The organism is Streptomyces acidiscabies (assembly GCF_020010905.1).
In the GTDB taxonomy this organism is placed as follows: domain Bacteria; phylum Actinomycetota; class Actinomycetes; order Streptomycetales; family Streptomycetaceae; genus Streptomyces; species Streptomyces acidiscabies.
On the sequence record NZ_JAGJBY010000002.1, the window covers coordinates 4591225 to 4613529 of the forward strand.

Annotated in this window: 25 protein-coding genes and 1 pseudogene; 10 read left to right on the forward strand and 16 right to left on the reverse strand. The window is 70.5% G+C overall.

From position 1 onward, the window contains the following. Positions 1-58 precede the first annotated feature (58 nt). The 3 genes from J8M50_RS46400 to J8M50_RS46410 form a co-directional block, all read right to left on the reverse strand. Positions 59-885, reverse strand: a protein-coding gene (locus tag J8M50_RS46400; protein ID WP_370516800.1) for an IS5 family transposase whose coding sequence is annotated in 2 segments (ribosomal slippage) — positions 59-526 and positions 529-885 — 825 coding nt in all. Because the reading frame shifts where the segments join, the coding sequence is not laid out codon by codon here. A 711-nt stretch (positions 886-1596) separates the two neighbouring features. Then, entirely contained in the window at positions 1597-2022 is a 426-nt protein-coding gene (locus tag J8M50_RS46405; protein ID WP_223786444.1) for a pilin, read from the reverse strand. After that, positions 2022-2960 (reverse strand): hypothetical protein, encoded by a 939-nt coding sequence (locus J8M50_RS46410; protein ID WP_010360944.1) that lies wholly within the window; start codon positions 2958-2960, stop codon positions 2022-2024. Before J8M50_RS46410 ends, J8M50_RS46405 begins: the two co-directional genes overlap by 1 nt. A gap of 1676 nt (positions 2961-4636) precedes the next feature. On the opposite strand from J8M50_RS46410, the gene J8M50_RS46415 reads away from it, so the two are divergent. Genes J8M50_RS46415 through J8M50_RS46435 form a run of 5 tightly spaced genes read left to right on the forward strand, consistent with a single transcriptional unit; the run spans position 4637 to position 9480 of the window. Next, on the forward strand, positions 4637-5896 hold the full coding sequence (locus J8M50_RS46415; protein ID WP_040838879.1) for an NAD(P)/FAD-dependent oxidoreductase: 1260 nt from the start codon (positions 4637-4639) through the stop codon (positions 5894-5896). Next, positions 5893-6621 carry a DUF1365 domain-containing protein gene (locus J8M50_RS46420; protein WP_010360942.1) on the forward strand — a complete coding sequence of 243 codons (729 nt, stop codon included), beginning with the start codon at positions 5893-5895 and terminating at the stop codon, positions 6619-6621. The genes J8M50_RS46415 and J8M50_RS46420 overlap by 4 nt, the downstream gene beginning before the upstream one ends. Next, a complete protein-coding gene (locus J8M50_RS46425) occupies positions 6618-7898 on the forward strand; it encodes a class I SAM-dependent methyltransferase (RefSeq protein WP_010360941.1) in 1281 nt (426 codons plus the stop codon). Before J8M50_RS46420 ends, J8M50_RS46425 begins: the two co-directional genes overlap by 4 nt. Next, entirely contained in the window at positions 7895-8668 is a 774-nt protein-coding gene (locus tag J8M50_RS46430; protein ID WP_010360940.1) for a class I SAM-dependent methyltransferase, read from the forward strand. The genes J8M50_RS46425 and J8M50_RS46430 overlap by 4 nt, the downstream gene beginning before the upstream one ends. After that, on the forward strand, positions 8665-9480 hold the full coding sequence (locus tag J8M50_RS46435) for a DUF1295 domain-containing protein (protein WP_010360939.1): 816 nt from the start codon (positions 8665-8667) through the stop codon (positions 9478-9480). The genes J8M50_RS46430 and J8M50_RS46435 overlap by 4 nt, the downstream gene beginning before the upstream one ends. Before the next feature lie 66 nt (positions 9481-9546). On the opposite strand, the gene J8M50_RS46440 is transcribed toward J8M50_RS46435, so the two are convergent. The 6 genes from J8M50_RS46440 to J8M50_RS46465 all read right to left on the reverse strand — a co-directional run bounded on the left by J8M50_RS46440 (position 9547) and on the right by J8M50_RS46465 (position 14299). Continuing rightward, the gene (locus J8M50_RS46440) at positions 9547-10131 is read right to left on the reverse strand and encodes a hypothetical protein (RefSeq protein WP_010360938.1); all 585 of its coding nucleotides are present in this window, start codon (positions 10129-10131) and stop codon (positions 9547-9549) included. After that, positions 10131-11105: a DUF6286 domain-containing Asp23/Gls24 family envelope stress response protein gene (locus J8M50_RS46445; protein WP_010360936.1), complete on the reverse strand. Its 975-nt coding sequence runs from the start codon at positions 11103-11105 to the stop codon at positions 10131-10133. The genes J8M50_RS46440 and J8M50_RS46445 overlap by 1 nt, the downstream gene beginning before the upstream one ends. Then, positions 11102-11287 (reverse strand): hypothetical protein, encoded by a 186-nt coding sequence (locus J8M50_RS46450; RefSeq protein ID WP_029184736.1) that lies wholly within the window; start codon positions 11285-11287, stop codon positions 11102-11104. Before J8M50_RS46450 ends, J8M50_RS46445 begins: the two co-directional genes overlap by 4 nt. Before the next feature lie 54 nt (positions 11288-11341). Further along, entirely contained in the window at positions 11342-11842 is a 501-nt protein-coding gene (locus tag J8M50_RS46455) for an Asp23/Gls24 family envelope stress response protein (RefSeq protein WP_010360934.1), read from the reverse strand. Positions 11843-11974: 132 nt separating this feature from the next. Beyond that, on the reverse strand, positions 11975-12634 hold the full coding sequence (locus J8M50_RS46460; protein ID WP_010360933.1) for a fasciclin domain-containing protein: 660 nt from the start codon (positions 12632-12634) through the stop codon (positions 11975-11977). A gap of 75 nt (positions 12635-12709) precedes the next feature. Beyond that, positions 12710-14299: a sulfite oxidase gene (locus J8M50_RS46465; RefSeq protein ID WP_029184735.1), complete on the reverse strand. Its 1590-nt coding sequence runs from the start codon at positions 14297-14299 to the stop codon at positions 12710-12712. A 260-nt stretch (positions 14300-14559) separates the two neighbouring features. Between J8M50_RS46465 and J8M50_RS46470 the strand changes: the two genes are divergently transcribed. From J8M50_RS46470 to J8M50_RS46480, 3 genes are read left to right on the forward strand one after another with little or no spacing between them, the layout of a single operon-like run. Next, the gene (locus J8M50_RS46470; protein WP_010360930.1) at positions 14560-15159 is read left to right on the forward strand and encodes an RNA polymerase sigma factor; all 600 of its coding nucleotides are present in this window, start codon (positions 14560-14562) and stop codon (positions 15157-15159) included. Further along, the gene (locus J8M50_RS46475; RefSeq protein ID WP_010360928.1) at positions 15156-15776 is read left to right on the forward strand and encodes an RING finger protein; all 621 of its coding nucleotides are present in this window, start codon (positions 15156-15158) and stop codon (positions 15774-15776) included. Before J8M50_RS46470 ends, J8M50_RS46475 begins: the two co-directional genes overlap by 4 nt. Beyond that, a complete protein-coding gene (locus J8M50_RS46480) occupies positions 15773-16099 on the forward strand; it encodes a hypothetical protein (RefSeq protein ID WP_010360926.1) in 327 nt (108 codons plus the stop codon). Before J8M50_RS46475 ends, J8M50_RS46480 begins: the two co-directional genes overlap by 4 nt. A gap of 6 nt (positions 16100-16105) precedes the next feature. On the opposite strand, the gene J8M50_RS46485 is transcribed toward J8M50_RS46480, so the two are convergent. The 3 genes from J8M50_RS46485 to J8M50_RS46495 all read right to left on the reverse strand — a co-directional run bounded on the left by J8M50_RS46485 (position 16106) and on the right by J8M50_RS46495 (position 17698). Next, a complete protein-coding gene (locus tag J8M50_RS46485; protein ID WP_141655680.1) occupies positions 16106-16288 on the reverse strand; it encodes a hypothetical protein in 183 nt (60 codons plus the stop codon). 76 nt (positions 16289-16364) lie between these two features. Continuing rightward, on the reverse strand, positions 16365-17117 hold the full coding sequence (locus tag J8M50_RS46490) for an anti-sigma factor (protein ID WP_010360924.1): 753 nt from the start codon (positions 17115-17117) through the stop codon (positions 16365-16367). Then, positions 17114-17698 (reverse strand): sigma-70 family RNA polymerase sigma factor, encoded by a 585-nt coding sequence (locus tag J8M50_RS46495; RefSeq protein WP_010360923.1) that lies wholly within the window; start codon positions 17696-17698, stop codon positions 17114-17116. The genes J8M50_RS46490 and J8M50_RS46495 overlap by 4 nt, the downstream gene beginning before the upstream one ends. Positions 17699-17959: 261 nt before the next feature. On the opposite strand from J8M50_RS46495, the gene J8M50_RS46500 reads away from it, so the two are divergent. Next, positions 17960-18751, forward strand: coding sequence for a DUF429 domain-containing protein (locus tag J8M50_RS46500; RefSeq protein ID WP_040838886.1), 792 nt, complete (start codon positions 17960-17962; stop codon positions 18749-18751). A gap of 319 nt (positions 18752-19070) precedes the next feature. Here J8M50_RS46500 and J8M50_RS46505 read toward each other — a convergent pair. Beyond that, positions 19071-19340 (reverse strand): annotated as a pseudogene (locus J8M50_RS46505) (tyrosine-type recombinase/integrase); the annotation flags it as partial. On the opposite strand from J8M50_RS46505, the gene J8M50_RS46510 reads away from it, so the two are divergent. After that, a complete protein-coding gene (locus tag J8M50_RS46510) occupies positions 19285-20502 on the forward strand; it encodes a helix-turn-helix domain-containing protein (protein WP_086014095.1) in 1218 nt (405 codons plus the stop codon). The pseudogene J8M50_RS46505 and the gene J8M50_RS46510 overlap by 56 nt on opposite strands. Positions 20503-20504: 2 nt before the next feature. Here J8M50_RS46510 and cutA read toward each other — a convergent pair whose 3' ends face one another. From cutA to J8M50_RS46520, 3 genes are all read right to left on the reverse strand, one after another. Beyond that, positions 20505-20828 carry a divalent-cation tolerance protein CutA gene (gene cutA, locus J8M50_RS46515; protein WP_029184732.1) on the reverse strand — a complete coding sequence of 108 codons (324 nt, stop codon included), beginning with the start codon at positions 20826-20828 and terminating at the stop codon, positions 20505-20507. 545 nt (positions 20829-21373) lie between these two features. Continuing rightward, complete coding sequence (locus tag J8M50_RS49555) at positions 21374-21508, reverse strand: hypothetical protein (protein WP_256725179.1); 135 nt, start codon at positions 21506-21508, stop codon at positions 21374-21376. Between the two features lie 403 nt (positions 21509-21911). Then, positions 21912-22262, reverse strand: coding sequence for a YybH family protein (locus J8M50_RS46520; RefSeq protein WP_010360917.1), 351 nt, complete (start codon positions 22260-22262; stop codon positions 21912-21914). Positions 22263-22305: the final 43 nt, after the last annotated feature.

Below are 22305 nucleotides of genomic sequence, written 5' to 3' on the forward strand. Positions count from 1 at the left end.
GTTGCAGACCAGACGGCTTTTAACTCTTGCCGATGCTCCACGCAACTAAGAGGTTGTCTCACGTGGTGAGTTTCGCGAGCTTCTTGTAGCAGGTCAGGGCGGCTGCGAGGCCGAGGAAGGCGAGGAAGTGCGATCCCTTCCGCTCGTATCGCACGGTGAGGCGGCGGTAGCCGAGCAGCCAGGCGATGGACCGTTCGATCTTCCAGCGGTGCCGGCCGAGTCGCTCGCCGGACTCGATGCCCGGACGTGCGATGCGCGGGACCAGGCCCCGTTCACGGAGCCAGGCCAGGTGGTCGGCGGAGAAGTACGCCTTGTCCGCGCGGATCTTGACGGGACGTCGTCTTCGTGGTCCGCGCCGCGAGCGGACGGCGGGTATCGCCCGGATCAGCGGCTTGAACGCCTGGCTGTCGTGGAGGTTCGCGCCGGACACCGCGAGGGCGAGCGGGATGCCCTGGGCGTCGGACAGGACGTGCAGTTTGCTGCCCTTCTTGCCGCGGTCGACCGGGTTCGGCCCGGTCAGTGATCCCCCCTTTTCGCACGGACGGAGGCCGCGTCGATGATCGCCGAGGTCCAGTCCAGCTCACCCCTGGCGCCGAGTCGGTCGAGCACGGCCCGGTGCAGCCGGCGCCACAGGCCGGCTTCGGTCCAGGCCGTGAACCGGCGGTGCGCTGTCGCCGGGGACGTACCGAACGTCGGCGGCAGGTGCCGCCAGGCACACCCGCTGGTCAGTACGTACACCACCGCCGTGAACACGGCCCGCTCATCACGCGGAGCGGTCCCGCCTCCCTGCGGTCGAGCGACGAACGACGGCAGCAACGGGGCGACCAGCTCCCAGAGTTCATCAGGAACCAGCCGCTTCGACAGATCGGCAGTCACGACCGACATCATGCCGCACGAACATCACGCCACATGAGACAACCTCTAAGTACCCAGAGGGGTCCCTGAGGAGACGTGCGGTGGGGCGGGCGGGTGCGTCGCCGGTCGGCGGAATTTCCCGCATGGAATGAGTTTTTTCTAATTTTCCCGTTCATCCCTCTCTCGATTCAACTTCCTGTTATTTTTCTAGGTGCACCTGGTTCGCCTCTATTTCGGATCGGCGATTCTATCTTTCGATGGGGTGCGGAATTGAAAATGATCGTCATTTGAGGTGCTTTGAATTCCTCTAGGTGAAACGCGCTGGCTGTCCGATTCGGGTTCCATTGCGTTGGAATGGCGAGATAATTGATGGCTGGTCCAGTAGGGGGTTGAGTGCGGACTTGACGATCGTTTTGAAGAAGCCGGTGATCGCGCTGGTGGTCGGCACGGGGGAGGGGGAGGTACCGGGCTGCGGTATGCAGTCCGCCGCTGGGCACGGTGAGGCCGTACCGGATGGTGTCGGTATCGGGCTGGGGGTGGCGGAGGTGGTGGGTTCGGGTGCCGGGGCGGGGCTCGGGCTCGGGTCGGCGACGGCGGTGAACACCGGGGCGCATACCGTCAGGACCACGGACCCGAGGACCAGGGCCCGGCGCAGACGCCGGCGTCTGCGCCGGTTCCGTACCGGGGGATGGTCGCCAAGTGCCGGTGTGGGACGGGGTGGTTGGGCGGAGGGGGTGTCCATCAGGTGCCCACGATCCCTTTGAGGATCTCGACGATCAGCGGTGCGAGTACGACGATGCCGTATCCCCAGCCGGCGCCCCGGAAGGCGATTTTGGCCTTCTCGACCTCGCTCGGGTCGCCGCCGGCCGTCATGTAGCGCAGGCCGCCGATCGACAGGAACACGGTGGCCAGCGTGGCCGCGATGCCCATGATCCAGTTGCGGATGTTGGTGAGGACCTCGTTCACCGACGCCGCCGCTCCCAGGGTCTGTCCGGGTCCGGCCGCTGACGCGGACGACGCTCCCAGAAGGCACACGAGCAGTACGGTCCCCGTGGTCAGCAGCCAGCAGAGGGTCCAGTGCCGGTCCGGGGCAACAGTCCGGTTGAGTGCGGCGCGGCCTCGGGCGGCGGCGTGGCGGAGGTGGCGAAGAAGGGTTGCCTGTCGCATCAGTTCGCCTCCGGAGCCGAAGAGGAAGGGGAAGGGGGTGTGGAACCCCCGCACTTCAAAAGGCCGGATTCCGGGCCGGTTTTGGCCATGCCCGGCGCAGATTTCTCTGCGCGTTCCGTGCGGCGGTCTCCCTGCGGGGCCGTACGGGGCAGAGGCGGAGCTTCGATCGTCGTGCGGGCGGCGGGGTCGTCGTCGTGGTCGTCGCGGGTTTCGTCGTGGAGGAAGGCGGCGAGTCGGGCTTCTGCGCGGCGGCGGGTTTTGTAGGCGGCGTTGGGGGTGGTGCGGTGTCGGTCCGCCCAGTCGGTGACGGTCGTGTCGTCGAGTCGGGTGGTCCCGATGAGGTCGGCCTCGGTCCGGGTGAGGACCGCTTCGCGGACCGCCTGTGCGAGGACGAGGTCGGGGTGGCCCCAGGGGGGTCGGGGGACGGACGGTCCGAACCCCGGTGCGACCGGGGTGGGGGCGGCCAGTGCTTTGGTGAGGGCGGTATGCCCCTGCCGGTAGGCGGCCCACCGCAGTCGCGGCAGGACCCGGGGGCGGATCACGTCGATGGAGGCGAGTCCGTCCAGGAACCCGGAGAGGACTTCGGCCTGGATGTCGGACGGCTCTCCGGGGAAGCGGTCCGAGAGGCGTCGTGCGACTCCGGCGAGGGCGGGCAGTGCCATGCCGGCGCAGGCCAGGACCCAGGCGGCGCCGTCATGCCGCGAGCGGCGTACGAGGTGGGTCCATACGGCGTCGCGGGTGAGGCGGGGGCAGGCGGGGTGGAGGAGCAGGCCGCGCAGTTCGTCGAGGGGGATCGTCCGGTGCGGCAGGCCGTGGAAGCGGTGTCCGTCCACGGTCAGCGTGTCGGGTTCGGTGATCAGCAGGGCGAAGCGTTCCCGGACGGTGTCCAGCGGCAGAACGGGGGTGGTGCGGTGGTGTTCGTGACGGGAGGAAACCATGACCTGGCGCCTCCTCAGGCAGGGGAAAGGGGGACGCCTCTACAGGACCGGATCGGCGCCAAGGGAACGCCAAGCAGCGCCAATTGCCGCCCCGAGGAGGCAGGGGCCGCCCGCTGAAAGGACTGCTGAAAGAGGCGAGGTCAGACCCGGTCCGGGGAGCGCGAGCCGGCTCCCGCGCGGGGGGCGGTCGGTCCGGGTTTTAGGTGTGATGCAGGTGTTCTTTAACCGGCCCTGCCGGACGAGACTCCGGAGGTTCTCCGGTGGGGCGTGGCTAAAACGGGGTTAAATCGCGGTCTTTTGGGGTGCAGGCGACGTGTGGGCGCCTGGCCCGAGGAGACCGCGAATGCGCATCCGCCACCGCACAAGGACCAGCCCCTGCGAGGGTCCGAAGGACCGTCAGGACCGGAAGCCGACCACCCTCGGCCCGGTGGCCGTCGGGCCCCGGTCCGCGAGCGGACTCGATGGCCCGACGGGAGCCGGGCATCGGTCGGCCCTCCGACTCCCGGGCGCTGGGGGAGTTGCTCCACCGACTCGTTGCCGCAGGAACCGGTCCGAGCAGTCCGCATCCGGACCACATCACGGCATCCCCCGTCGCTCGTGCGACTGCGGCTCCCGCTCGGGCGAGACCCGGGAGAGGCTCCGTGAGTCCGCCGAGGACACAGGACGGACTCCCGCGACCGACGACCGGCCGCACTGCCCTCACCACCGACGCACTTGTAATGCGTAGGTCAGAGGTCTCGTCTCTGCGACGGGATCGATGGAGTGATGCTCTGAACTGGTCTTTCAACGGCTTGCGGGGAACGGTTCATGCTGACGAGGCAAGCCCCGGTGGACAGCCGTGCGTGAAGCTCCGTCAGAGATTCTCGCCACCCTGGCCGACGGGTGAAATCCACCGGTCTTTGATGGGGCTGTCGGAGGCGTCGGGACTATGTGGTCCTGACAGTTTCACGTCCAGGGCAAGGTGCGGGCTCGGGCGTGACTGGAGGGCTCGCCCGCCTGCCGTGTTGGAGATCGGTCCGGTCCTGCCGCGCTCGCCTCCGGCCGGTACTCGGGTGGGCAACTGCCGGAGTTGGAATCGGGGCACGACACCGAGTTCGATCCGGTTGCTTCGCCCAAGCGTTGCGGGCGGTCTTGGCCGGACCGTGGGTACGAGGCATACGGCATCAACGGCGGTCGGATGGAGAACGTGTGCCGACGGTTGCGGGCCTGGGCTGCCGAGATCCCCGATGAACGGCTCGACGAGAAGTGACCCAGCCGTCTGTGTCGACCAGAGCGCGAACTGACGCGGGCTTCTTCGCTGCTACGGCGCCGACCATGCTGGGGAGGGGCGTTTGCAGCGATCCCGCGGCGGCATACGTTCGACTCTCCGACCAGCACGAGTATCCCGATGTCCACGCGCGCCAGCTTCGTGATCAGCGACTTCAACGTGCGCACCGCTCAGGGGGAAACCCGGAGACGGTGGCGCTGCGAGAAGAGTGCTCGGGGCGGCCTGAGGAGCGGACAGGGAGCCTGGTACCGAGTGGGTGATCAAGTCCTGTACACCCCTGCCCCTTGGCCTCGCGGTGCGTCGAGGGCGCCCCCGAGGCCCCGGAATCTGATGCGGCTCCTCGCCAATCCGCGATGCGACCTGCTCCGGATTACGCGTGGACCTGATCGCGAGCCTGGGAGGAAAGAGGATGAGGCGGACAGCGGTGGTGGGCTCCGGCGTGGCGGGGCTGACAGCCGCGTACATCCTGGGCCGGACCTGCCACGTCACCCTCTACGAGGCGGACGACCGTCTCGGCGGACACGCGCACACCCATGAGCTGACCTCGTCGTACGACGGGAGTGCGCACCGCGTGGACTCCGGGTTCATCGTGCACAACCGCCGCACCTATCCGCATCTGCTGCGTCTCTTCGACGAACTCGGTGTCGCCACGCAGGAGTCGGAGATGAGCATGTCGGTGCGGTGCGAGGGCTGCGGCCTGGAGTACGCCGGCGCCCGTGGCCCGGCCGGGCTGCTCGCCCGGCCCCGCAGCATCCTGCGGACCTCGTTCCTGCGGCTGCTCGCCGAGGTGCCCGCGTTTCACCGGGCGGCCCGGAAGCTGCTCGCCGGTGAGGGGCGACAGGACCTCACCCTCGGCGAGTTCCTCGACCGGGAGGGCTTCTCGGCCTACTTCCGTGCCCACTTCATGACGCCGGTGGTGTCGGCCGTGTGGTCCTGCGACGCCGCCACCGCCCTGCGCTACCCGGCCGCCTATCTGTTCCGCTTCCTGGAGCACCACGGGCTGCTGTCGGTCGGCGGATCACCGGTGTGGCGTACGGTCACCGGCGGTTCCCGCGAGTACGTCGACCGGGTCGCCAAGCACATCGGCGAGATCCGCACCGGCACCCCCGTCCGGGCGGTGAGCCGCCACGACGACGGCGCCGAGGTGACCGTCGTCGACGGCACCACCGAGTCGTACGACGCCGTGGTGATCGCGGTCCACCCGGACCAGGCGCTGCGCCTGCTCGCCGACCCGACCGACCGGGAGCGGGAGGTGCTGGGAGCGTTCCGCTACTCGCGCAACACCACGTTCCTGCACACCGACACCAGCCTGCTGCCCCGTGCCCGCGGCGCCCGCGCCTCCTGGAACTACCTCATGCCGTCCTGCACTTCGGGCGCCGACCGCGTACGGGTCAGCTACGACATGAACCGGCTGCAACGCCTCGACGCCGCCGAGACGTTCGTCGTCACCCTCGGCGGCGAGGACCGTATCGACCCCGGCCGGGTGCTGGCCCGTATGGTCTACGAACACCCCGTCTACACGCCCGAGTCGGTGGCCGCGCAGCGGCGGCTTCCCGAACTGGCCGGTGACGTCTGCGTGTTCGCCGGTGCCTACCACGGGTGGGGGTTCCACGAGGACGGCTGCCGCTCCGGCGTCGAGGCCGCCGCCGCGCTGGGGGCACGCTGGTGAACGCCGCCCTGTACACGTGCACGATCCGCCATGTCCGGACCACCCCTCGGCGGTACACGCTGCGCCACCGCACGTACATGTGGCTCATCGACCCCGACCGCCCGCCCCGACTGCCCCTCCCGCTGCGGCCGTTGGCCCGGTTCGACCCGCGCGACCACTTCACCGGCGACCAGCCGTCCCTCCGTGCGGGCCTCGACGCCTTCCTCACCGGGCACGGGATCGACCTGGAGGGCGGTCCGGTGGTGATGCTCACCCACGCCCGGGTGTTCGGGTACGTGTTCAACCCGATCACTCTCTACTGGTGCCATGGCCCCGACGGTGAACCGCGCTGCGTGGTCGCCGAGGTCCACAACACCTACGGGGGCCGCCACGGCTACCTCCTGCACCCGGACGGGACCGGGACGGCCCGTGCCGACAAGGAGCTCTACGTCTCGCCGTTCTTCCCCGTCGACGGGCGCTACCGCATGAGGCTGCCGCACCCGGGACCCCGGCTCGGCCTGACTCTGCACCTGGACCGCGAGGGCGGCCGAGCCCTCACGGCCACTGTGCACGGCATCCGCCGCGCGGTGACCGTCCCGAACCTGCTGCGGCTGGCCGTGCGCCATCCGTGGTCCACCCTCGCCGTGTCGGCCGCGATCCGCTTCCACGGCATCCGCCTCTACCTGCGGGGCCTGCCCGTCCAGCCCCGGCCCGACGACCACCGCACCCCGGAGAACGTGACATGAGAACCGCGGACCACCGCAGCACCGCCGACACGCCCGTCGATGCCGCGCGCTGGCCGGACGTGGCCGCCGTACCCGCATCCTCGTGGCCGCGTACCGCCATGACCGGCGCGTTGGTCCGCCGGGCCCTGGACGGGCTGCCCGTGCGGGCCCGGTTCGCCGGCCGCGACGACGCGGGACGGGGCGGCCCGCTGCTGGAGGTGCGCGACCCGGCCGCCTTCCACGCCCGGATCGGCACCGGCGGCCTGGTCGGGTTCGGCGAGTCCTACATGGCCGGGGAGTGGGACGCCCCCGACCTCGTCGCCGTCCTGACCGTGCTCGCCAAAGACCTGGCCGAGCTGATCCCGGCCCCGCTGCAACGCCTGCGCGGACTGTGGGCCTTGCGGCACCCGCACGAGGAACGCAACACCCCCGACGGCTCCCGCGCCAACATCAGCCGCCACTACGACCTCTCCAACGACCTGTTCGCCCTCTTCCTCGACGACACCCTCACTTACTCCTCGGCCGTCTTCCGAGGCTTCCCGGCGAGCTGGGACCTCATGGCGGCGGCCCAGCACCGCAAGATCGACCGGCTGCTGGACCTCGCCCGTGTCGGCGAGGGCACCCGCCTGCTGGAGATCGGCACCGGCTGGGGCGAACTGGCCCTGCGCGCGGCCTCCCGAGGCGCCCGCGTCACCTCGCTCACCCTCTCCGCCGAGCAGCGGGCCCTTGCTCTGGAACGCGTGCGCGCGGCGGGCGTCCAGGACCGCGTCGCGGTCGAGCTGTGCGACTACCGGGAGGCGGGCGGGGAGTACGACGCCGTCGTCAGCGTGGAGATGATCGAGGCGGTCGGCGCGGAGTTCTGGCCAGCCTACTTCCGCACCCTCGACGAACGGCTCGCCCCGGGCGGCCGGGTGGCGCTCCAGGCGATCACCATGCCCCACACGCGGATGCTCGCCTCCCGCGACACCTTCACCTGGATCCACAAGTACGTCTTTCCCGGCGGCCTCATTCCCTCCACCGAGGCGATCGAGGACACCGCCCGCGAGCACACCCGGCTCCACCTGTCCCGCCGGGACGCCTTCGGCGCCCACTACGCCGAGACCCTGCGGCTGTGGCGCGAGCGGTTCACGCACCGCGCCGACGAGGTCGACGCCCTCGGCTTCGACGCGACCTTCCGCCGCCTGTGGACCTTCTACCTCGCCTACTCCGAGGCCGGATTCCGCTCCGGCTACCTCGACGTCCAGCAGTACCTGTTCACCAAGGAGAACGAGGAGATCAAGGAGAATCCCGCCCGATGAGCACCCTTGCCCGGCCCGGTGCCGCCCACCTGCTCACCGCCTTCGTCGAGGACGCGCTGCGCCTCGCGCAGGCGTACGTCACCGGCGAACGCGATGTCGAGGGCGACCTCGTGGAGGGGCTGCGGACCATGTGGGCGGCCCAGCGGGAGCGGGGCCCGCGCCCGCCCCGGCCGACGTCCACCGACCGGGCCGTCATCAGCCACCACTACGACCTGTCCAACGACTTCTACGGCCCTCTCCTCGACGAGACCATGGCCTATTCCTGCGGCTACTGGGCGAGCGACGAGCCCGGCTTCACCGCCGTCACTCTGGCCCGGGAGCAGGCGGCGCACGTGCGCGGGCAGGTGCGCGAGCGCGGGCTCGCCGAGCGGGTGGAGGTGGTATGCCGGGACTACCGGGACATCCGGGGTGGCGGATACGACGCCGTCTCCACGGTCGAGATGGGTGAGCACGTCGGCGATGCCGGGTACCCGGCGTTCGCCGCCGCACTCAACCGGCTCGTCCGGCCGTGCGGGCGGGTGCTGGTGCAGCAGATGTCGCGGGGGCCGGGTGCCCCGGGCGGCGGGGCGTTCATCGAGGCGTACATCGCCCCAGACATGCACATCCGTCCCCTCGGCGAGACACGGCTGTGGCGGCTCTATCTGGTCGGCGCGGCACTGGCCTTCGAAGAGGGACGGATGGGCGTCGACCAGATCCTCGCCGTACGGCCGGGACCCGTCGGCGCGGCCGGGATGCCGTCCACCTCAAGCGCTTGGTACGAAGACCTGTGAACACCTTCCCGTGGAGTGTGTTCGCGCTCAACCTGGCCTGGGGTGCCGCCGCGGCTCTGGCGGTCATGCTCGTCACCTTCGCCGTCGCGCTCCGCGTGGGCCTGCACCGGATCGTGGACGTGGCCTGGGGGATCGGGTTCACAGCGGTGGCGGCCGTGACCTTCGTGGCGTCAGCCGGGCACGGCGATCCCGTACGGCGGCTGCTGGCGACCGTGCTGACGGCGGTCTGGGGGCTGCGCCTGGCGGTGCACATCGCCCGCCGGGGCCGGGGCCACCGAGAGGACCCGCGCTACGAGGCGATGCTCGCGAAGGCGCCCGGCAGCCGCGACGCGTACGCCCTGCGCATGGTCTACCTGCTCCAGGGCGCCCTGGTGTGGCTGGTGTCCCTGCCCGTGCAGGCGGCCCAGTACGTGCCCGGCCGGCCGTCGTTCCTGGCCTGGGCCGGAGTCGCGCTGTGGGCGGCCGGGGTGGGTTTCGAGGCGATCGGCGATGCTCAGCTGGCCAGGTTCAAGGCCGATCCCGCCCATCGCGGGCGCATCATGGACCGGGGACTGTGGGCGTGGACCCGGCACCCCAACTACTTCGGTGACTTCTGCGTCTGGTGGGGTCTGTTCCTGCTCGTCTGCGACTCCCCGGTGGCGGCTGCCGTGTCCGCCGTGTCGCCCCTGGCGATGAGCCTGCTGCTGACCCGGGGCAGCGGAAAGCGGCTACTGGAAAGGCACATGGCAGACCGGCCCGGCTACGCCGAGTACCGGGCCGGCACCAGCGGCTTCTTCCCCCGGCCGCCGAAGCGCGGCACACGCCGGGGGTGACGGTGACGGGTCGGCCGCAGGACAAGGTCGCTTACTCACGACGCGAGACACGGCCCCGCCCACGGTTCAGCGGACACGGGACTTCCCGCGCGACAGCGTGCTCAGCCGGATGCGGGTGTACGAGGTGTACGGCGCGGTCGCCCGCTCGGCCTCGGTGATCACGGCGTGGAGCGGGGGCAGGACGGCGTGCGGAGGTGTGCCCGGGTGCAGCCAGACTCGTAGACCGACGTCCAGGCGTTGCCGTCGGCGGGGCAGCACGCGTGCCCGGGCGCGGGCTACCCCGGGTACGGTCGCGGCGCGTGTGGTCATGGCCTCTGCGAGGGCTTGGGTACGGACGGCGGAGCCGGGAGCAGGCAGGGCCAGGCGCCGGGTCGGGCCCGAGCGGAGCTGTGCGAGGGCCCCGTACACGAGGAGCACGGTCAGGGCGATCGTCGTTGCCAGGACGGTGGGGGTCCACCAGTCTTCGGCACGGAGCTGTGCCAGACGGGTGCGGTCCAGCAGGACGGTGTCCGTGCCCGTGGCCGGCCACCACGAGGGCAGCCGCTCACGGAGGGGGCCGCCGGTCTGGGTGAGCCATCCGCCCGTCAGGAGCATGGTGAGCCCGGCGGCGGCGAGGACGGTCCGGTTGACGGTCGTACGGGCGCGGCTCATCACATGTCGCCTTCCGGGGTACGAGCGGACATTGGCACGGGCCGGTCGGGAGTGTGACCACGGGGTGCCTCCCGCACCGGATGGAGAGGCGGGCCCCAGACCGGCTCCGGGACGACGGTGACCCGCAGCCGGGGGACGCGACGCAGGTCGCAGGCGGTCAGGGCGGTTCCGGCGGCGGATGCGACGGCGTCCCGCGTGTTCGCCCGGTCGCCGAAGCGGAGACCGGCCCGGACGCTGACGCGGCGCCTGCGCACCCGTACGCGTACCGCTCCGGTCCCCGGCACGTCCGCCACCGAGTCACGGACCAGCGACCGCACTGCGGAACGGTCCACCGCCGCGTCCACACGGGCTGTGGACGCGGCGACCGTGGACTGGTGGCGCCGGCCAGGGGTCACCGCGAGCAGGATCAGCCAGGCACCGAGCAGGGCGGTGAGCGCGCCGACGGCGACCACGGCCGGATCCCCGGGCCCGTGCCCCGACAGCCAGTCCACGGCCCGGACTCGCCAGGGCGCGACCGCCCGGTGAGAGGTGTGCACCTGGACCATGTCGAAGGCGAGCGCACCACAGGCCGCCGCGGCCGTCGCCGTGAGCACGGCGACGGGGACCCGGCGCTGGGACCACCAACGGCGGGGCGTACGACCCTCATCGCTCCGGGGAGCGGGGGACACAGGTCCCCGGAGCGCGGCCAGCGAGGTGACCGTGATCCGCGTGGATGTCACGTCCAGCCCCGTCAACTGCCCGGTACGCGCGGTGACATGACGCTGGACGTCCCGCACGGTGTCGGCGAGGGGAGCCGGGTAGGGCAGCGTCATCCCCAGGGAGAACTCTGCCCGCCCGCCGTGCACGGACGCCGTGGCCCCGGCCGCCCGGGAGGCTCCCCGTCGCGGGAGTGTCTCGGTGGCCGCCTGCTCGGCGATCCGGCGCACGGCCCGTTCCGAGACGGTGGTGGTGCCCCGCTCGGCCGGGGCCGTCATCGGTGGTTCCGCTCGAACGCGTCGCGTACGTCCTGGACGCTGCCGCCGCCCTCGATCCACCGGCCCAGCGCCCAGCCCAGGCCGCCGAGCGCGGCCACGAGCAGGAAGGCGCCGAACCCGCCGAAGAAGCCGGCGAACGCCAGCGCCATGCCCGCGGTCATTCCCACCACTGGTGTGCTCATGTCCCTTTCCCTCTCACCTCGTACGACTCACCGCGTGCCCCGTACCCGGCGCCGTCACTCCACGCGGGAACCGGCGGTGCTCTCGGACTCGTCCTCGTCGGGCAGGTGGACGTCGTTGACGGTGATGTTGACCTCGACGACCTCCAGGCCGGTGATCCGCTCCACCGCGTCGACCACGTTCTCCCGGACGTCCCGGGCCACGTCCATGACGGAGACGCCGTACTCGACGACCAGGTCCAGGTCGACCGCCGTCTGCCGTTCGCCCACCTCGACCTTGACGCCGCGCCCGACGTTCGGCCGGCCCCCGGGGACGCGGTCACGGACGGCGCCGATGGTGCGGGAGAGGCCGCCGCCCATGTCGTACACACCGGGGATCTCGCGGGCCGCGATGCCCGCCACCTTCACGACGACGACGTCGGCGATCGAGGTACGGCCCCGGTCGGGCGCGGGCTGGTCGGCCCCGGCCGTGCCGCCGGACACGGCCGTGGTGTGGGGCGGCCTGCCGGTCTGCGGCGCGGACAGGTCCTTGGGAGCGGATGCGGTCTGCGTGGTCATCGCGGGTTCCTCACGGCTTCGTCCTCGACGGGCTCTCACTTCGTCAGACCCGGCCCAGGCGCGTCTGTGACGCGGGGCCGGAAACAAATCTGCGGGGTGCCACACGCGTGGCACCCCGCCGATGACGCAGCGTCAGCTGGTGGGCATCAGGACGCTGTCGATGATGTAGACGTTCGCGTTGGCGGTCTTGACGCCGCCGCAGACCACGTTGGCGGAGTCGTTGACGGTGTAGGACTCGCCGGAGCCCGAGGCGGTGAGCTTCGCCTTCTCCAGGGTGGTGAAGGAGCCGTTCTCCAGGTCCTTCGGTGTGAGCTTCTGGCCGACGACGTGGTAGGTGAGGATCTTCGTCAGCTGGGCCTTGTCGTTGAGGACCTTGTCCAGGGTGGCCTTCGGGATCTTGGCGAAGGCGTCGTTCGTGGGAGCGAACACGGTGATGTTCTGGGCGTTGTTGAGGGTGTCGACCAGCCCGGCCTTCTTCACCGCCGCCACGAGGGTGGACAGCGCCGGGTTGTTGGAGGCGGCTGTGGCGACCGGGTCCTGGGCCATGCCGTCGAAGGAACCGGCACCGCTCGCGGGCACTGCGGAACAGGCGGGACCGAACGGCTTGTCCGTGGCGGTGCCGCTGCCGGAGCCGGTCATGCCGTCGTCCGGGGCGGAGGCCGAGGCCGCCGTCGTCGGCGAGGAGTCCGACGCGGCGGAGTCGGAGCCGCTGTCGGAGCAGGCGCTCAGGGCGAGGGGCAGAACGGCAGCGGCGGCCAGGGTGACGGCGGTACGGCGGATTCGGGTGTTCATGGTGTTTCTCCTGATTGCTAGGCGCAGCCTGAGCTGCCTTGGTGTGGGGCAGGGAAAAGTGGCTCGGGGGGGGTGTCAGTCGACGGTCACGACCACGGAGTGCCATCCGCTCGCGCCGTCGGGGATCGTGCGGGTACGTTTCTCGGTCTGCATCGCGCCGGTACGGTCGGTGGCCCGGACGGTGAGGGTGTGGCCGCCCTTGGTGGCCTGCCAGGGGAAGGTCCACTGGCGCCAGGTGTCGGTGGTGTCCTGGGCGGCGAGCCGGGCCTCCTGCCAGGGACCGTCGTCGACGCGGATCTCGACCCTGTCGATGCCTCGGTGCTGGGCCCAGGCGACGCCGGCGACCATCACCGTGCCCGCTGTGGGCCGTGCGAACGGCTTGGGCGTGTCGATGCGCGACTGCGTCTTGACCGGCGCCCTGCGGGCCCAGCCGCGCCTGACCCAGTAGGGGTCGTAGGCATCGAACGTGGTGAGTTCGATGTCCTTGATCCATTTACAGGCGGAGACGAACCCGTACAGTCCGGGCACCACCATGCGGACCGGGAAGCCGTGCGCGAAAGGGAGGGGTTCGCCGTTCATGCCGAGGGCGAGGAGGGCGTCGCGGCCGTCCATCACGTCCTCGACCGGGCTGCCGATCGTCATGCCGTCCACGGAACGGGCCACCAGCTGGTCGGCGGGGCCGCCCTTCGAGGGTGGCTTCACCCCGCACTCGGCCAGCAGATCGGCCAGCCGTACACCGGTCCAGCGGGCGTTCCCGACATAGGGGCCGCCGACCTCGTTGGAGACACAGGTCAGAGTGATGTCCCGCTCGACCAGGTCACGGCGCAGGAGATCCTCGTAGGAGAGCGTGACAGGACGGGTGACGCCCGTGCCGTGGATCCGCAGCCGCCAGGACGTCGCGTCCACCTTGGGCACCACCAGGGCGGTGTCGACGCGGTAGAAGTCCGCGTCGGGCGTGATGAACGGGCTGAGGCCGGAGATCTTCGGTGCCGCGCCCTTCGGTACGGCGGGAGCGGGGGACGTGGGCGCGGGCAGCACCACGTTCCGCCGGGAGGCGACAGCGTCCCGTCCCTTGGCTCCGGCCAGGGACCGGCCCAGCAGGCCGGCTCCCGCCGACGCCACGGCCGCCGCGCTCGCCGCGATCACGAAGCCCCGGCGGTCCCAGTCCGCATCGGACGGCACCGGGGAGGGCGTGCGGGGTGCGAGGCGGCCCGTGAGCACGTACAGGAGTACGGCTCCGGCGACCGCCCCGGCCACCGAGGGCAGCGCGTCCGCGACGCCGGTCGAGTCGGGCCGTCCGGTCGCCGCGAGCGCTCCCACCACTCCGAACGACAGCACGCCCGCTGCGGCCGTACGGCGATACCGCAGTCCGGCAATTCCCAGGGACACCGCGAAAAGGGCGAGAACCGCGAGAATTCCCAGCTGGAGAACCAGCTTGTCGTCGGTGCCGAAATGCCGGATCGCCCAGTCCTTGACCGCCGCGGGCGTGCGGTCGATCGCGGCGCCGCCCACGGCGACGACCGGACCGGCCTGCGGGCGGACCATACCCGCTACGGCCTCGGCTACCGCGAGCGCCGCGCACCCGGCCAGCGCACCACTGAGCGCGCCCAGCAGCAGCCGCGTCGGGCCGGGCCGGCGGCGGGGATTCTTCTCGTTCTCGGTCACGTGGGGAATCCGGTTCTGGAGCCCCGCCGGATTGGTCGCACCCACGATCGGATGAATTTTGTTTTCCCGCCAATCCGTGCCCGCTTCGGCTACGGATTCCTTGTCAGATGTTTTTCATTTCGCCGGTCGCGGGAGATGGCGGCGGCCGTCCGTATCCGCCGGGTCCGCGCGCCCCGAAGTACCGCGTAACAGGGACCGCACCGAAGGGTCCAACCAGGGGAAGACCGGCTTTCGGAAGACCGGACGAGAGGAGCCGCCCAGTGGCGGGGGCCCGCACACCGAGCGCACCATGCGGCAACGCACCACCGGACACCCGGTCCGAAACGGATGACGTCCTGCTGGCGGTCCGTGCCGCAGAGGGCGACGAGGACGCGTTCGCCGTGCTCGTGCAACGGCACGCGCCGTCGCTGATCCGGCTCGCCACCCGGCTGCTCGGCACCGGGACCGAGGCGGAGGACGCGGTCCAGGACGCCTTCCTCAGCGCCTGGCGACGGCTGCCCGAGTTCCAGGGGCGTTCCTCCTTCGGTACCTGGATATACAGGATCGTCACCAACCGCTGCCTGAACGTGCTGCGTTCCCGCAGGCCCACGGCCTCGCTGGAGGAGGCCAAAGACGTGGCCGCGGCCGAGTACAGCACCTCCCCGGCGCGGATCACCGAGGGCCGAAGCGCGGTACGTGAACTGCGCGAGGCCCTCGACCTGCTGACGGCCGAACAGCGGGCCTGCTGGGTGCTGCGGGAACTGGACGGGCGGTCCTACGAGTTCGTCGCGGAAGCGGTGGGCATCACCGAGGAGGCCGTCCGCGCCCGTGTCTTCCGCGCACGCCGTTGTCTGACACAAGCACTGGGGGCCTGGCGATGACCGACCGGACCGACCCGCCGTACGGCACGTCCGCGCATGAGGACGATGACGAACTCCTGCCCTGCGGACGGCTGCTGTCCCGAGCGTGGGCCGACTGGGAGACCCAGGCCGACGACACCCACGCGCAGACCTGCCCGCACTGCCGGCATGCGGTGCGCGGGCTCGACGAACTGGAGTCCGCCGTACGCGGGCTGCGCACGGAGACGGCGGACGCCGGCTCCTACGACGCCGAGCCCCTGACCCGGCGGATCATGGACGTCGTCCGCCTCGAACTGCGTCCGGGCCGCCCCCTGCCGCTGGGTGACCCATCGGAGGACCTGTGGATCATGGAAGCGGTCGCGGCCCGCGCCCTGCGTGCCGCGGCGGAGACGGTCCCGGGCGTCCACGCCGGCTCCTGCCGCCTCCTCGACGTCCATGCGGACGGAACGGTCGAGGTCCGCCTCGACATCCACGCCCCGACCGGCGTTCCCCTGCCCGACCTCACCGCACGGGTGCGGGAACAGGTCGGACGGGCCGCCGACCGCGCCCTGGGCATGGACATAGCGGCCGTGCACATCCGGGTCACAGACCTCCTCCCCCTGACGGCCGACGACGACCGGGAAGGCCGTACGCCATGACCGAGCACACCGCGATGACCCCGCACAGCACGCTCGTCGAGGAACTCGCCACCGCCGTGACCGGTGTTCCGGGGGTGGCCTTCCTCCGGCCCGGCCTGGCCGGCCGGCTGCGCACCGAGCTGCCGCGACCGGCAGGGGTCCGGATGACCCGACCGGACGGCGAGGGGCCCTGGCGCGTCGAGATCCACGTCGTGGCGCTCCGGCAGGTGCGGACCGTGGACGTGGCTCGCGGTGTCCGTGACGAGGTAGGGCGGCGCCTGGACGTCCTGGCCCCTGCCGAATCCCCGCCCCGGGTCACCGTGACGGTCACAGGGCTGCTCTGAGGCCGGTCACCAGTGATCCGCGCCGGCAGCCGGGACCGATACCAGTCCGTACGCCAGTCCGCTGAGGAACGCGGCGTAGGAGGCCCGGCGCAGCCGTACGCGCTCCTCGGGGGACGGCAACGGGACTCTGCCGCCACGTCGACGGGGGTGGGACGGCATGGGCTGTCGGGGCAGAACATCGATCGTCATGATCGTATGACAACCAGTCGGCACGGCATGTGACTTTATGTCATATAATGCACCCGTATGCAGTATCGAGCCGTGGTCAGCCAGGAAAGGCCATCAAAGCGATCGGCGCGGTGGTGGGCTGCTTCGAGCCGCCGTCGGGCTCGACGGTGATGCCCATGCCCGACGCCTGGTCGACGCCGCCTCGCATCAGGACGGCCTGGTCGCTGCGGCCGGGGTCCATCAGCCCGGCGGACCGCATGGTCCCACCGTCGTCGAACCAGAGTTGATAGACCTTGCCGCCGGGTGGACGGGCCATTCCCGAGACGGCGAACACGGCCCTGTCCCGGCTGTGGGAGACGACGATCGTGCCGGTGGCGCCGCCGGCCAGCCCGGACGCCCGGACGCGGGCGTCCGGGGCGGACAGGACAGCGGCGATCTCGTCGGCACTCCGGGACGCCTGGCGTGCCTCGGCGCGGGCGTCGGCGGCCTGTCGGTGCTGCCACACCGCCGTCCCGCCGAGCGCCGTGGCCGCCGCGAGGCAGGCGGCGAGCGCCCACCGGGACACCAGCCGGGCCTTCAGTCCGGCACTCACCGGAAGGACCCGGACGGACGCGCCGGGTGCCTCCTGGCGGACGGTCGTGATCCGGCGCAGCACCTGTTCGCGCAGTGCCGGGGCCGGACGCGTGGCGACGGCCAGTCCCAGACGGGTGGCGGTCGCGCTGAGCTCGGCCGTTTCCTGCGTGCAGGGCTCGCAGTCCGCGAGGTGACGTTCGAACGAGGCGTTCTCCTCGTCGGACAGGGCGTGCAGGGCGTACGCGCCTGTCAGCCGGTGCAGGTCGATGGTTGTCACGCGGTCACCCCCAGGCAGTCGCGCAGCCGGATCAGTCCGTCGCGCAGTCGGGTCTTCACGGTCCCGAGCGGGATCTCCAGTGCCTCGGCGACCTCGCGGTAGGTCAGGCCCCGGTAGTAGGCGAGCGTGACGGACTGGTGCTGGAGCTCGGTCAACGTGCGCAGGCAGCGCCGCACCTGTTCCCGCTCCAGCCGCGCCTCGACATGCTCTGCCACCTCGTCGTACTCCGGCACCTTGTCGAGCAGTGCGGCCTTGTGGTCCCGGGCCGTCGCGGCGTCCACCGAACGGACCCGGTCCACCGCCCGGCGGTGCGCCAGGGTGAGAATCCAGTTGACCGCCGTTCCGCGATCGGGCCGGTAGCGGGGAGCTGTCCGCCACACCTCCACCAAGACCTCCTGCGCCACCTCCTCCGACTGCGCGTGATCCCGCAGGACGGCACGCACGACGCCCAGGACCGGGCCCGCGACGATGTCGTACACATGAGCGAACGCGTCCTCGTTTCCCAGAGCCACCTGCCCCACGAGTTCCTCCAGGTCGGGCCCCGCAGAGGGGTTTCTGATGATATGTACCGCTTCTTTCACCTAGGGCCTCCACCGTCGGGACATGTCCGGGCGTAATCCGTTCCCGCCGGCCACGTGGATTGGTTGCACTCGTGACGAAATTCGCCGACGTCGGTGACAGAGGGCCGGGGAGGACCGGGAACAGCGCGGTCCGGGCCATCCGGCAGACTCCTGGTGGTGGCCGACGGCAGATGAACACGTGCCATTGGGCCACAGAGGGGAGACCAAGTGCAGGTGAAGCCCGTGACAGCAGAGGCCGACGGCGTGGTGCGGCGTGGTGCCATGGTCACGGTGGGCGTTGATCTGGCCGGGCGTACCGGAACCACGGGCGTGTGCCGTGTGACGTGGGGGCGGCGGCCTACGGCTGAACTCCTTCCCGCGAGGCATGACGACGACCTGTTGGCGGCGATGCGGTCCGCGGACAAGACGGGGCTGGATTCGCCCCTGGGCTGGCCGGTCGCCTTCATCGCCCTGCTCACCGCGCACCGGACCGGTGTCGAGCTGCCTGCGCTCGATCACCACGCAGCGTGCGCCGATGGCCGCCCTGGACTCGGCAACACCTTCACCCACCGGCTGACCGATGACGTGGCCTGGAAGCGCACCGGGGCGGGCAAGCGGCGTCCGCTGTCGGTGTCGGCCGACAAGCTCGGCATCGTCGCCATGCGTGCGGCCGGTCTGCTGGCCCGGCTGGCCGAGGGCGGTCCGGCGGTACCGCGCGACGGCTCGGGCTCCGTTGTCGAGGTCTACCCGGCGTTCGCGCTCATCCAGTGGGGACTCGACCAAGAGGGGACCTATAAAGGCAAGGGTGCCACGGCTGCGCGGTCCCGGATTCTTGCCGGTCTTGAGGCCGGCTTGGACCTGGAGCTGTCCGACCGGGTTCGTGACCGGTGTGCGGCCAGTGACCACAACCTGGACGCCCTGATCTCGGCAGTCGTCGCACGGGCTGCTGCGCGTGGCCTGACAGAGGCGCCTGCCACCGACCGTGAGCGGGCCATGGCCGCGGTCGAGGGTTGGATGCACCTGCCCCGTCGGGACGTCGGCCTTGCTGAAGTTCGGGGCCAGACCGAGTTCTGAACCCAGTGGGTTCTCCGGGCATGGGCTATGTGGTGGTCCGGAGACAACGAGCGCTCGTGAGGGCACCGGACCTCGGACCAGAACGTCCAGTCGATAACGGTCTCTTGAGAACGGGCTCGCCTCTGCCGGAGCCCTGCACGTTGCTTTCGGCGGCTCCGCCGGTGGACAGGCGGTGGACGGACGCCTTTGGACGGTGCAACACGGAGCAGCACAGCAGGAAACACGATTGCGCATGGTCTCGTAATGCGTAGGTCTCGGGTTCTTCCTGTTTGCGTGGGGGCGGGGTCATGCGGGGGAAGGTGCGGCTGGTGGACTGGTCGCCGTCGAGGACGGATTGGTAGATGTCGCGGGTGATGCGGGTGTCGCTGTGGCTGAGGGTCTCGGATACGACCTTGATGTCGACGCCGGCGGCGAGCATGAGGGTGGCGGAGGTCGTGGAGGCGGATGGGCGGGAGGCCGGCGGCGCGGACGAGGTGGTCGAAGAGGTCGGAGACCTTGCCGGGTGGAGGATGCCGCCGTCTTCTTCGGTGAAGATGCGGCCGGTGTCCTGCCAGCCGTCCCCCCAGGCCGCCTTCTCCTGTTTCTGGCGCAACGCGGTCTCCGGGCGGGAGACCATGACCCGCCGTGAGATCAACCGCTACGAGAGCGGCAAGAACATCCCCACCAAGCGGACCATCGCCCACATCGCGGTCGCAGGCGGCGTATCTGTTGAACAATTGGAGCGAGAGGCGGCAGCCGCACGCGCCCGCAAGAGGGAGGGAGAACACGGTGGTGAAGAGGACACGGACGACATGAAACGCCGGACCCTCCTCGGCGGCACTGTCCTCGGCGCTGCCGCCGTCACCGAGCCGTGGGGACGGCTCGCGCACGCCATCGGCAAGGCCGCCAGGATCGACTCACCCGGCGCCCACGTGCTCATCGACCGGGCCTCGGCTCTCCACGTGAGCGAGCACGACCTGGCCGCCCACCAACTTCAGGACGCGGTCGAGTCGCACTTGGACGCGATCACCGCCGTACTGCCTCGCGCCGGCGCACACGAGCGCGAACTGACCATCGCCGCCGGAGAAACGGCCGCACTGGCGGGCTGGGTCGCCTGGGACCTCGGCGACCATCGCCGGGCACGCGCCTTCTACGAGGTGACCAAGGACTGCGCCGATGTCGCCGGACACCCCCCTCTTCGCGCACTCGCCCTCGCCTACGCCAGCTACGGAGCCAGCACCCCCGAGAAGGCGATGCGGCTCCTCGCCCAAGCCGTCCAGGACGTCCGGGGCCTCGGCAACGCCACCGCCGCAGCCTGGATCCACGGCCGCTACTCGGAGGAAGCCGCGAACCTCAGGGACGACACCGAGGCACTACGTGCCCTGGACCGAGCCCAAGTCGCGTACGACTTCGCCGACCACACCGCCGAACAGGCATGGGTCCAGTTCATGACCCCGTACCGCCTCGATTCCCTCTCGCTCTCCGTGTACGGGCAACTCGGCCGACAGGAACTGACCGAGACCGCCGACAACGCGGTACGACGCCTCGGCGAGTCCCTGCCGGGTTCGGGAGTCGTCGTCCTGGGAGACCTGGCCGCTGCCCTGCTGCGCGGCGGAGACATCGACCAAGGCGTCTACGTGTCACGGCAGTTCGTCGCCGCAGCGGACGCCCGCCCCAACACCATGGGCCGGGACCGCGCCCACAGCATCGCCTCACGCCTCCCCAACAACGAACGCGAACTCGCCCGCCACCTGCTCCAGTTTGCCGTCTGACGCTACGCGAACGTCTGCTCGCCCACCCACGCCAAGTACGCCTCGGACCCGCCGTCGACCTTGAAGACGACCCATTCCGGGACCTCGTAGCTGTGCTGCTCGGCGACCCACGCCGCAAGCTCCGGCAGCCGCTCGGCGGTCGTCTTGTACGAGACCCGCCACTCCTGGGCGGTCTCGATCGCACCCTTCCACCAGTACACGGCGGTCAACGGCGGATCGATGTGCGCGCCGGCCGCCAACCACCTCTCGACCGCACCACGCGCCAACGCCTTTGCCAACTCCTCGTCGTCGATGGTCGTCTGCGCGACCACAACCTCGCTCGCCATGAGACCGCCCCTCTTGATCGGTGTCTCACTCGACCCTAGCCAGCGGTGCCTCGTTCGGTTCTGGAACGTGAAGTCGGGCGACACGGCGGCCGGCGCCCTAAACTCAGCGCAGCGGCACGAACTGAGCACGGCCAGCAGTGTGCCCAGCGCGGTCCCGGCAGCGACCTGGGCCGGAGTGCGATCACGCAGCTCGATCCGTGACCATCCGACCAGGGCCGCGAGGGCGAACCCGAGGAGTGTCCAGGGCCCGTACGCCACGGCGATCATGGTGACGCTGCCTGTGGCCACGGCTTGGTGAACGCTGATCTTCCAGGCGAAGGTGATCGCGGTGAGGGCGAACAAGTCCACCATGGCGATCATCTCCTGGGGTGCCCTGCCGGCCAACATCACGCCGAGGCCGACGGCGACGGACAGGAGAACGAACGGCAGGACCACGAACCGCTGCTTGCGTGAGCCGACGTGACGGTCGCCGTACGTATCCTTCTTGACCCCGCGTTGGATGAACAGCATGGGGATGACCGCGCAGAAGACGGGAGCGAGATCCCTCAGGCGATGCCGGTCCACCGAGAACTGTGCCACCCGATGACGAGGGTGTTGAGCATGATCCAGGTTCTCGGCTCCAGCCAGTCGGTGACGCGTCGGGCGATCGACGACTCGGTGGCCTGCGTGGGGGTGGGCATGGCGAGTTCCGTTTCGTGGTCGGGTGGGGTCGGACGGAGGTGTACGACGAGGCGGGAGCGGGGTGTTTCATCGCGTCGGCGAAGGGCTTCGGGACGTCCGCCTCGGTGCCCCACCTGGTCCTCGCCGCCGCCTGCCGACACTCCGCCCGCGGCCACGCCCAACAGGCCCACGCCGCCCGGCAGCACTGCTGTACCGGCGGTTCACCGCTGGCAGCGGAGCTTTCACCGCCCAACGCCACGTCGAAGACCTGCTCACCCTCCCCAGCCGACTGCGCCCGGACCACACCGGATCATGCCCGTGTCACCGACGCCGGAAAGCGGCGGCCGTATCGAGAACGTCGATACGGCCGCCGCTGCCGTGACGAGGTTCCGTCGACCGGCGGTGATGCCGGGATGACGAGAATCAGACGCCGTAGGGGTTGTCGATGATGTAGACCCAGTCCCCCTCGCTCGTCCTCCTCATCACCTCGACCGCCTTTCCTTCCACGGTGCCGCTCTTGCTCGTGATCCGCCAGGACGGCTGGACCATCGCCAGGTCGCCGTTCTGATGGACCGACGTGGCCACCACCTCCATGGTGCTGGGCGAGGCGAGGTAGGGCTTCAGCGCTTCCTTGATGCTTTCCCTGCCGTAGACCGGCTGCTGTTCCGGTCCCGGTACGAACATGGCGTGTTCGTCGAACAGGGAGCCCAATCCGTCGAGGTCCTGGTCCTTGAGGTACTGGGCGAAGCGCTCGTGCACGACTTCCGGCTTCATGTTCTTTTCCTTTTCTTTCCTTCGTTGCGGACGGGCGCTGTTG

Bases quoted from the DNA above. Each gene is read 5' to 3' on its own strand.
- J8M50_RS46450 (WP_029184736.1), bottom strand. From the start codon at position 11,287: ATGAGCACACCAGTGGTGGGAATGACCGCGGGCATGGCGCTGGCGTTC.
- J8M50_RS46455 (WP_010360934.1), bottom strand. From the start codon at position 11,842: ATGACCACGCAGACCGCATCCGCTCCCAAGGACCTGTCCGCGCCGCAG.
- J8M50_RS46460 (WP_010360933.1), bottom strand. From the start codon at position 12,634: ATGAACACCCGAATCCGCCGTACCGCCGTCACCCTGGCCGCCGCTGCC.
- J8M50_RS46415 (WP_040838879.1), top strand. From the start codon at position 4,637: ATGAGGCGGACAGCGGTGGTGGGCTCCGGCGTGGCGGGGCTGACAGCC.
- J8M50_RS46425 (WP_010360941.1), top strand. From the start codon at position 6,618: ATGAGAACCGCGGACCACCGCAGCACCGCCGACACGCCCGTCGATGCC.
- J8M50_RS49555 (WP_256725179.1), bottom strand. From the start codon at position 21,508: ATGCCCACCCCCACGCAGGCCACCGAGTCGTCGATCGCCCGACGCGTC.
- J8M50_RS46480 (WP_010360926.1), top strand. From the start codon at position 15,773: ATGACCGAGCACACCGCGATGACCCCGCACAGCACGCTCGTCGAGGAA.
- J8M50_RS46445 (WP_010360936.1), bottom strand. From the start codon at position 11,105: ATGACGGCCCCGGCCGAGCGGGGCACCACCACCGTCTCGGAACGGGCC.
- J8M50_RS46520 (WP_010360917.1), bottom strand. From the start codon at position 22,262: ATGAAGCCGGAAGTCGTGCACGAGCGCTTCGCCCAGTACCTCAAGGAC.
- J8M50_RS46410 (WP_010360944.1), bottom strand. From the start codon at position 2,960: ATGGTTTCCTCCCGTCACGAACACCACCGCACCACCCCCGTTCTGCCG.
- J8M50_RS46440 (WP_010360938.1), bottom strand. From the start codon at position 10,131: ATGAGCCGCGCCCGTACGACCGTCAACCGGACCGTCCTCGCCGCCGCC.
- J8M50_RS46500 (WP_040838886.1), top strand. From the start codon at position 17,960: ATGGTCACGGTGGGCGTTGATCTGGCCGGGCGTACCGGAACCACGGGC.
- cutA (WP_029184732.1), bottom strand. From the start codon at position 20,828: ATGGCGAGCGAGGTTGTGGTCGCGCAGACGACCATCGACGACGAGGAG.
- J8M50_RS46510 (WP_086014095.1), top strand. From the start codon at position 19,285: ATGCGGCCGGTGTCCTGCCAGCCGTCCCCCCAGGCCGCCTTCTCCTGT.
- J8M50_RS46405 (WP_223786444.1), bottom strand. From the start codon at position 2,022: ATGCGACAGGCAACCCTTCTTCGCCACCTCCGCCACGCCGCCGCCCGA.
- J8M50_RS46485 (WP_141655680.1), bottom strand. From the start codon at position 16,288: ATGACGATCGATGTTCTGCCCCGACAGCCCATGCCGTCCCACCCCCGT.
- J8M50_RS46430 (WP_010360940.1), top strand. From the start codon at position 7,895: ATGAGCACCCTTGCCCGGCCCGGTGCCGCCCACCTGCTCACCGCCTTC.
- J8M50_RS46475 (WP_010360928.1), top strand. From the start codon at position 15,156: ATGACCGACCGGACCGACCCGCCGTACGGCACGTCCGCGCATGAGGAC.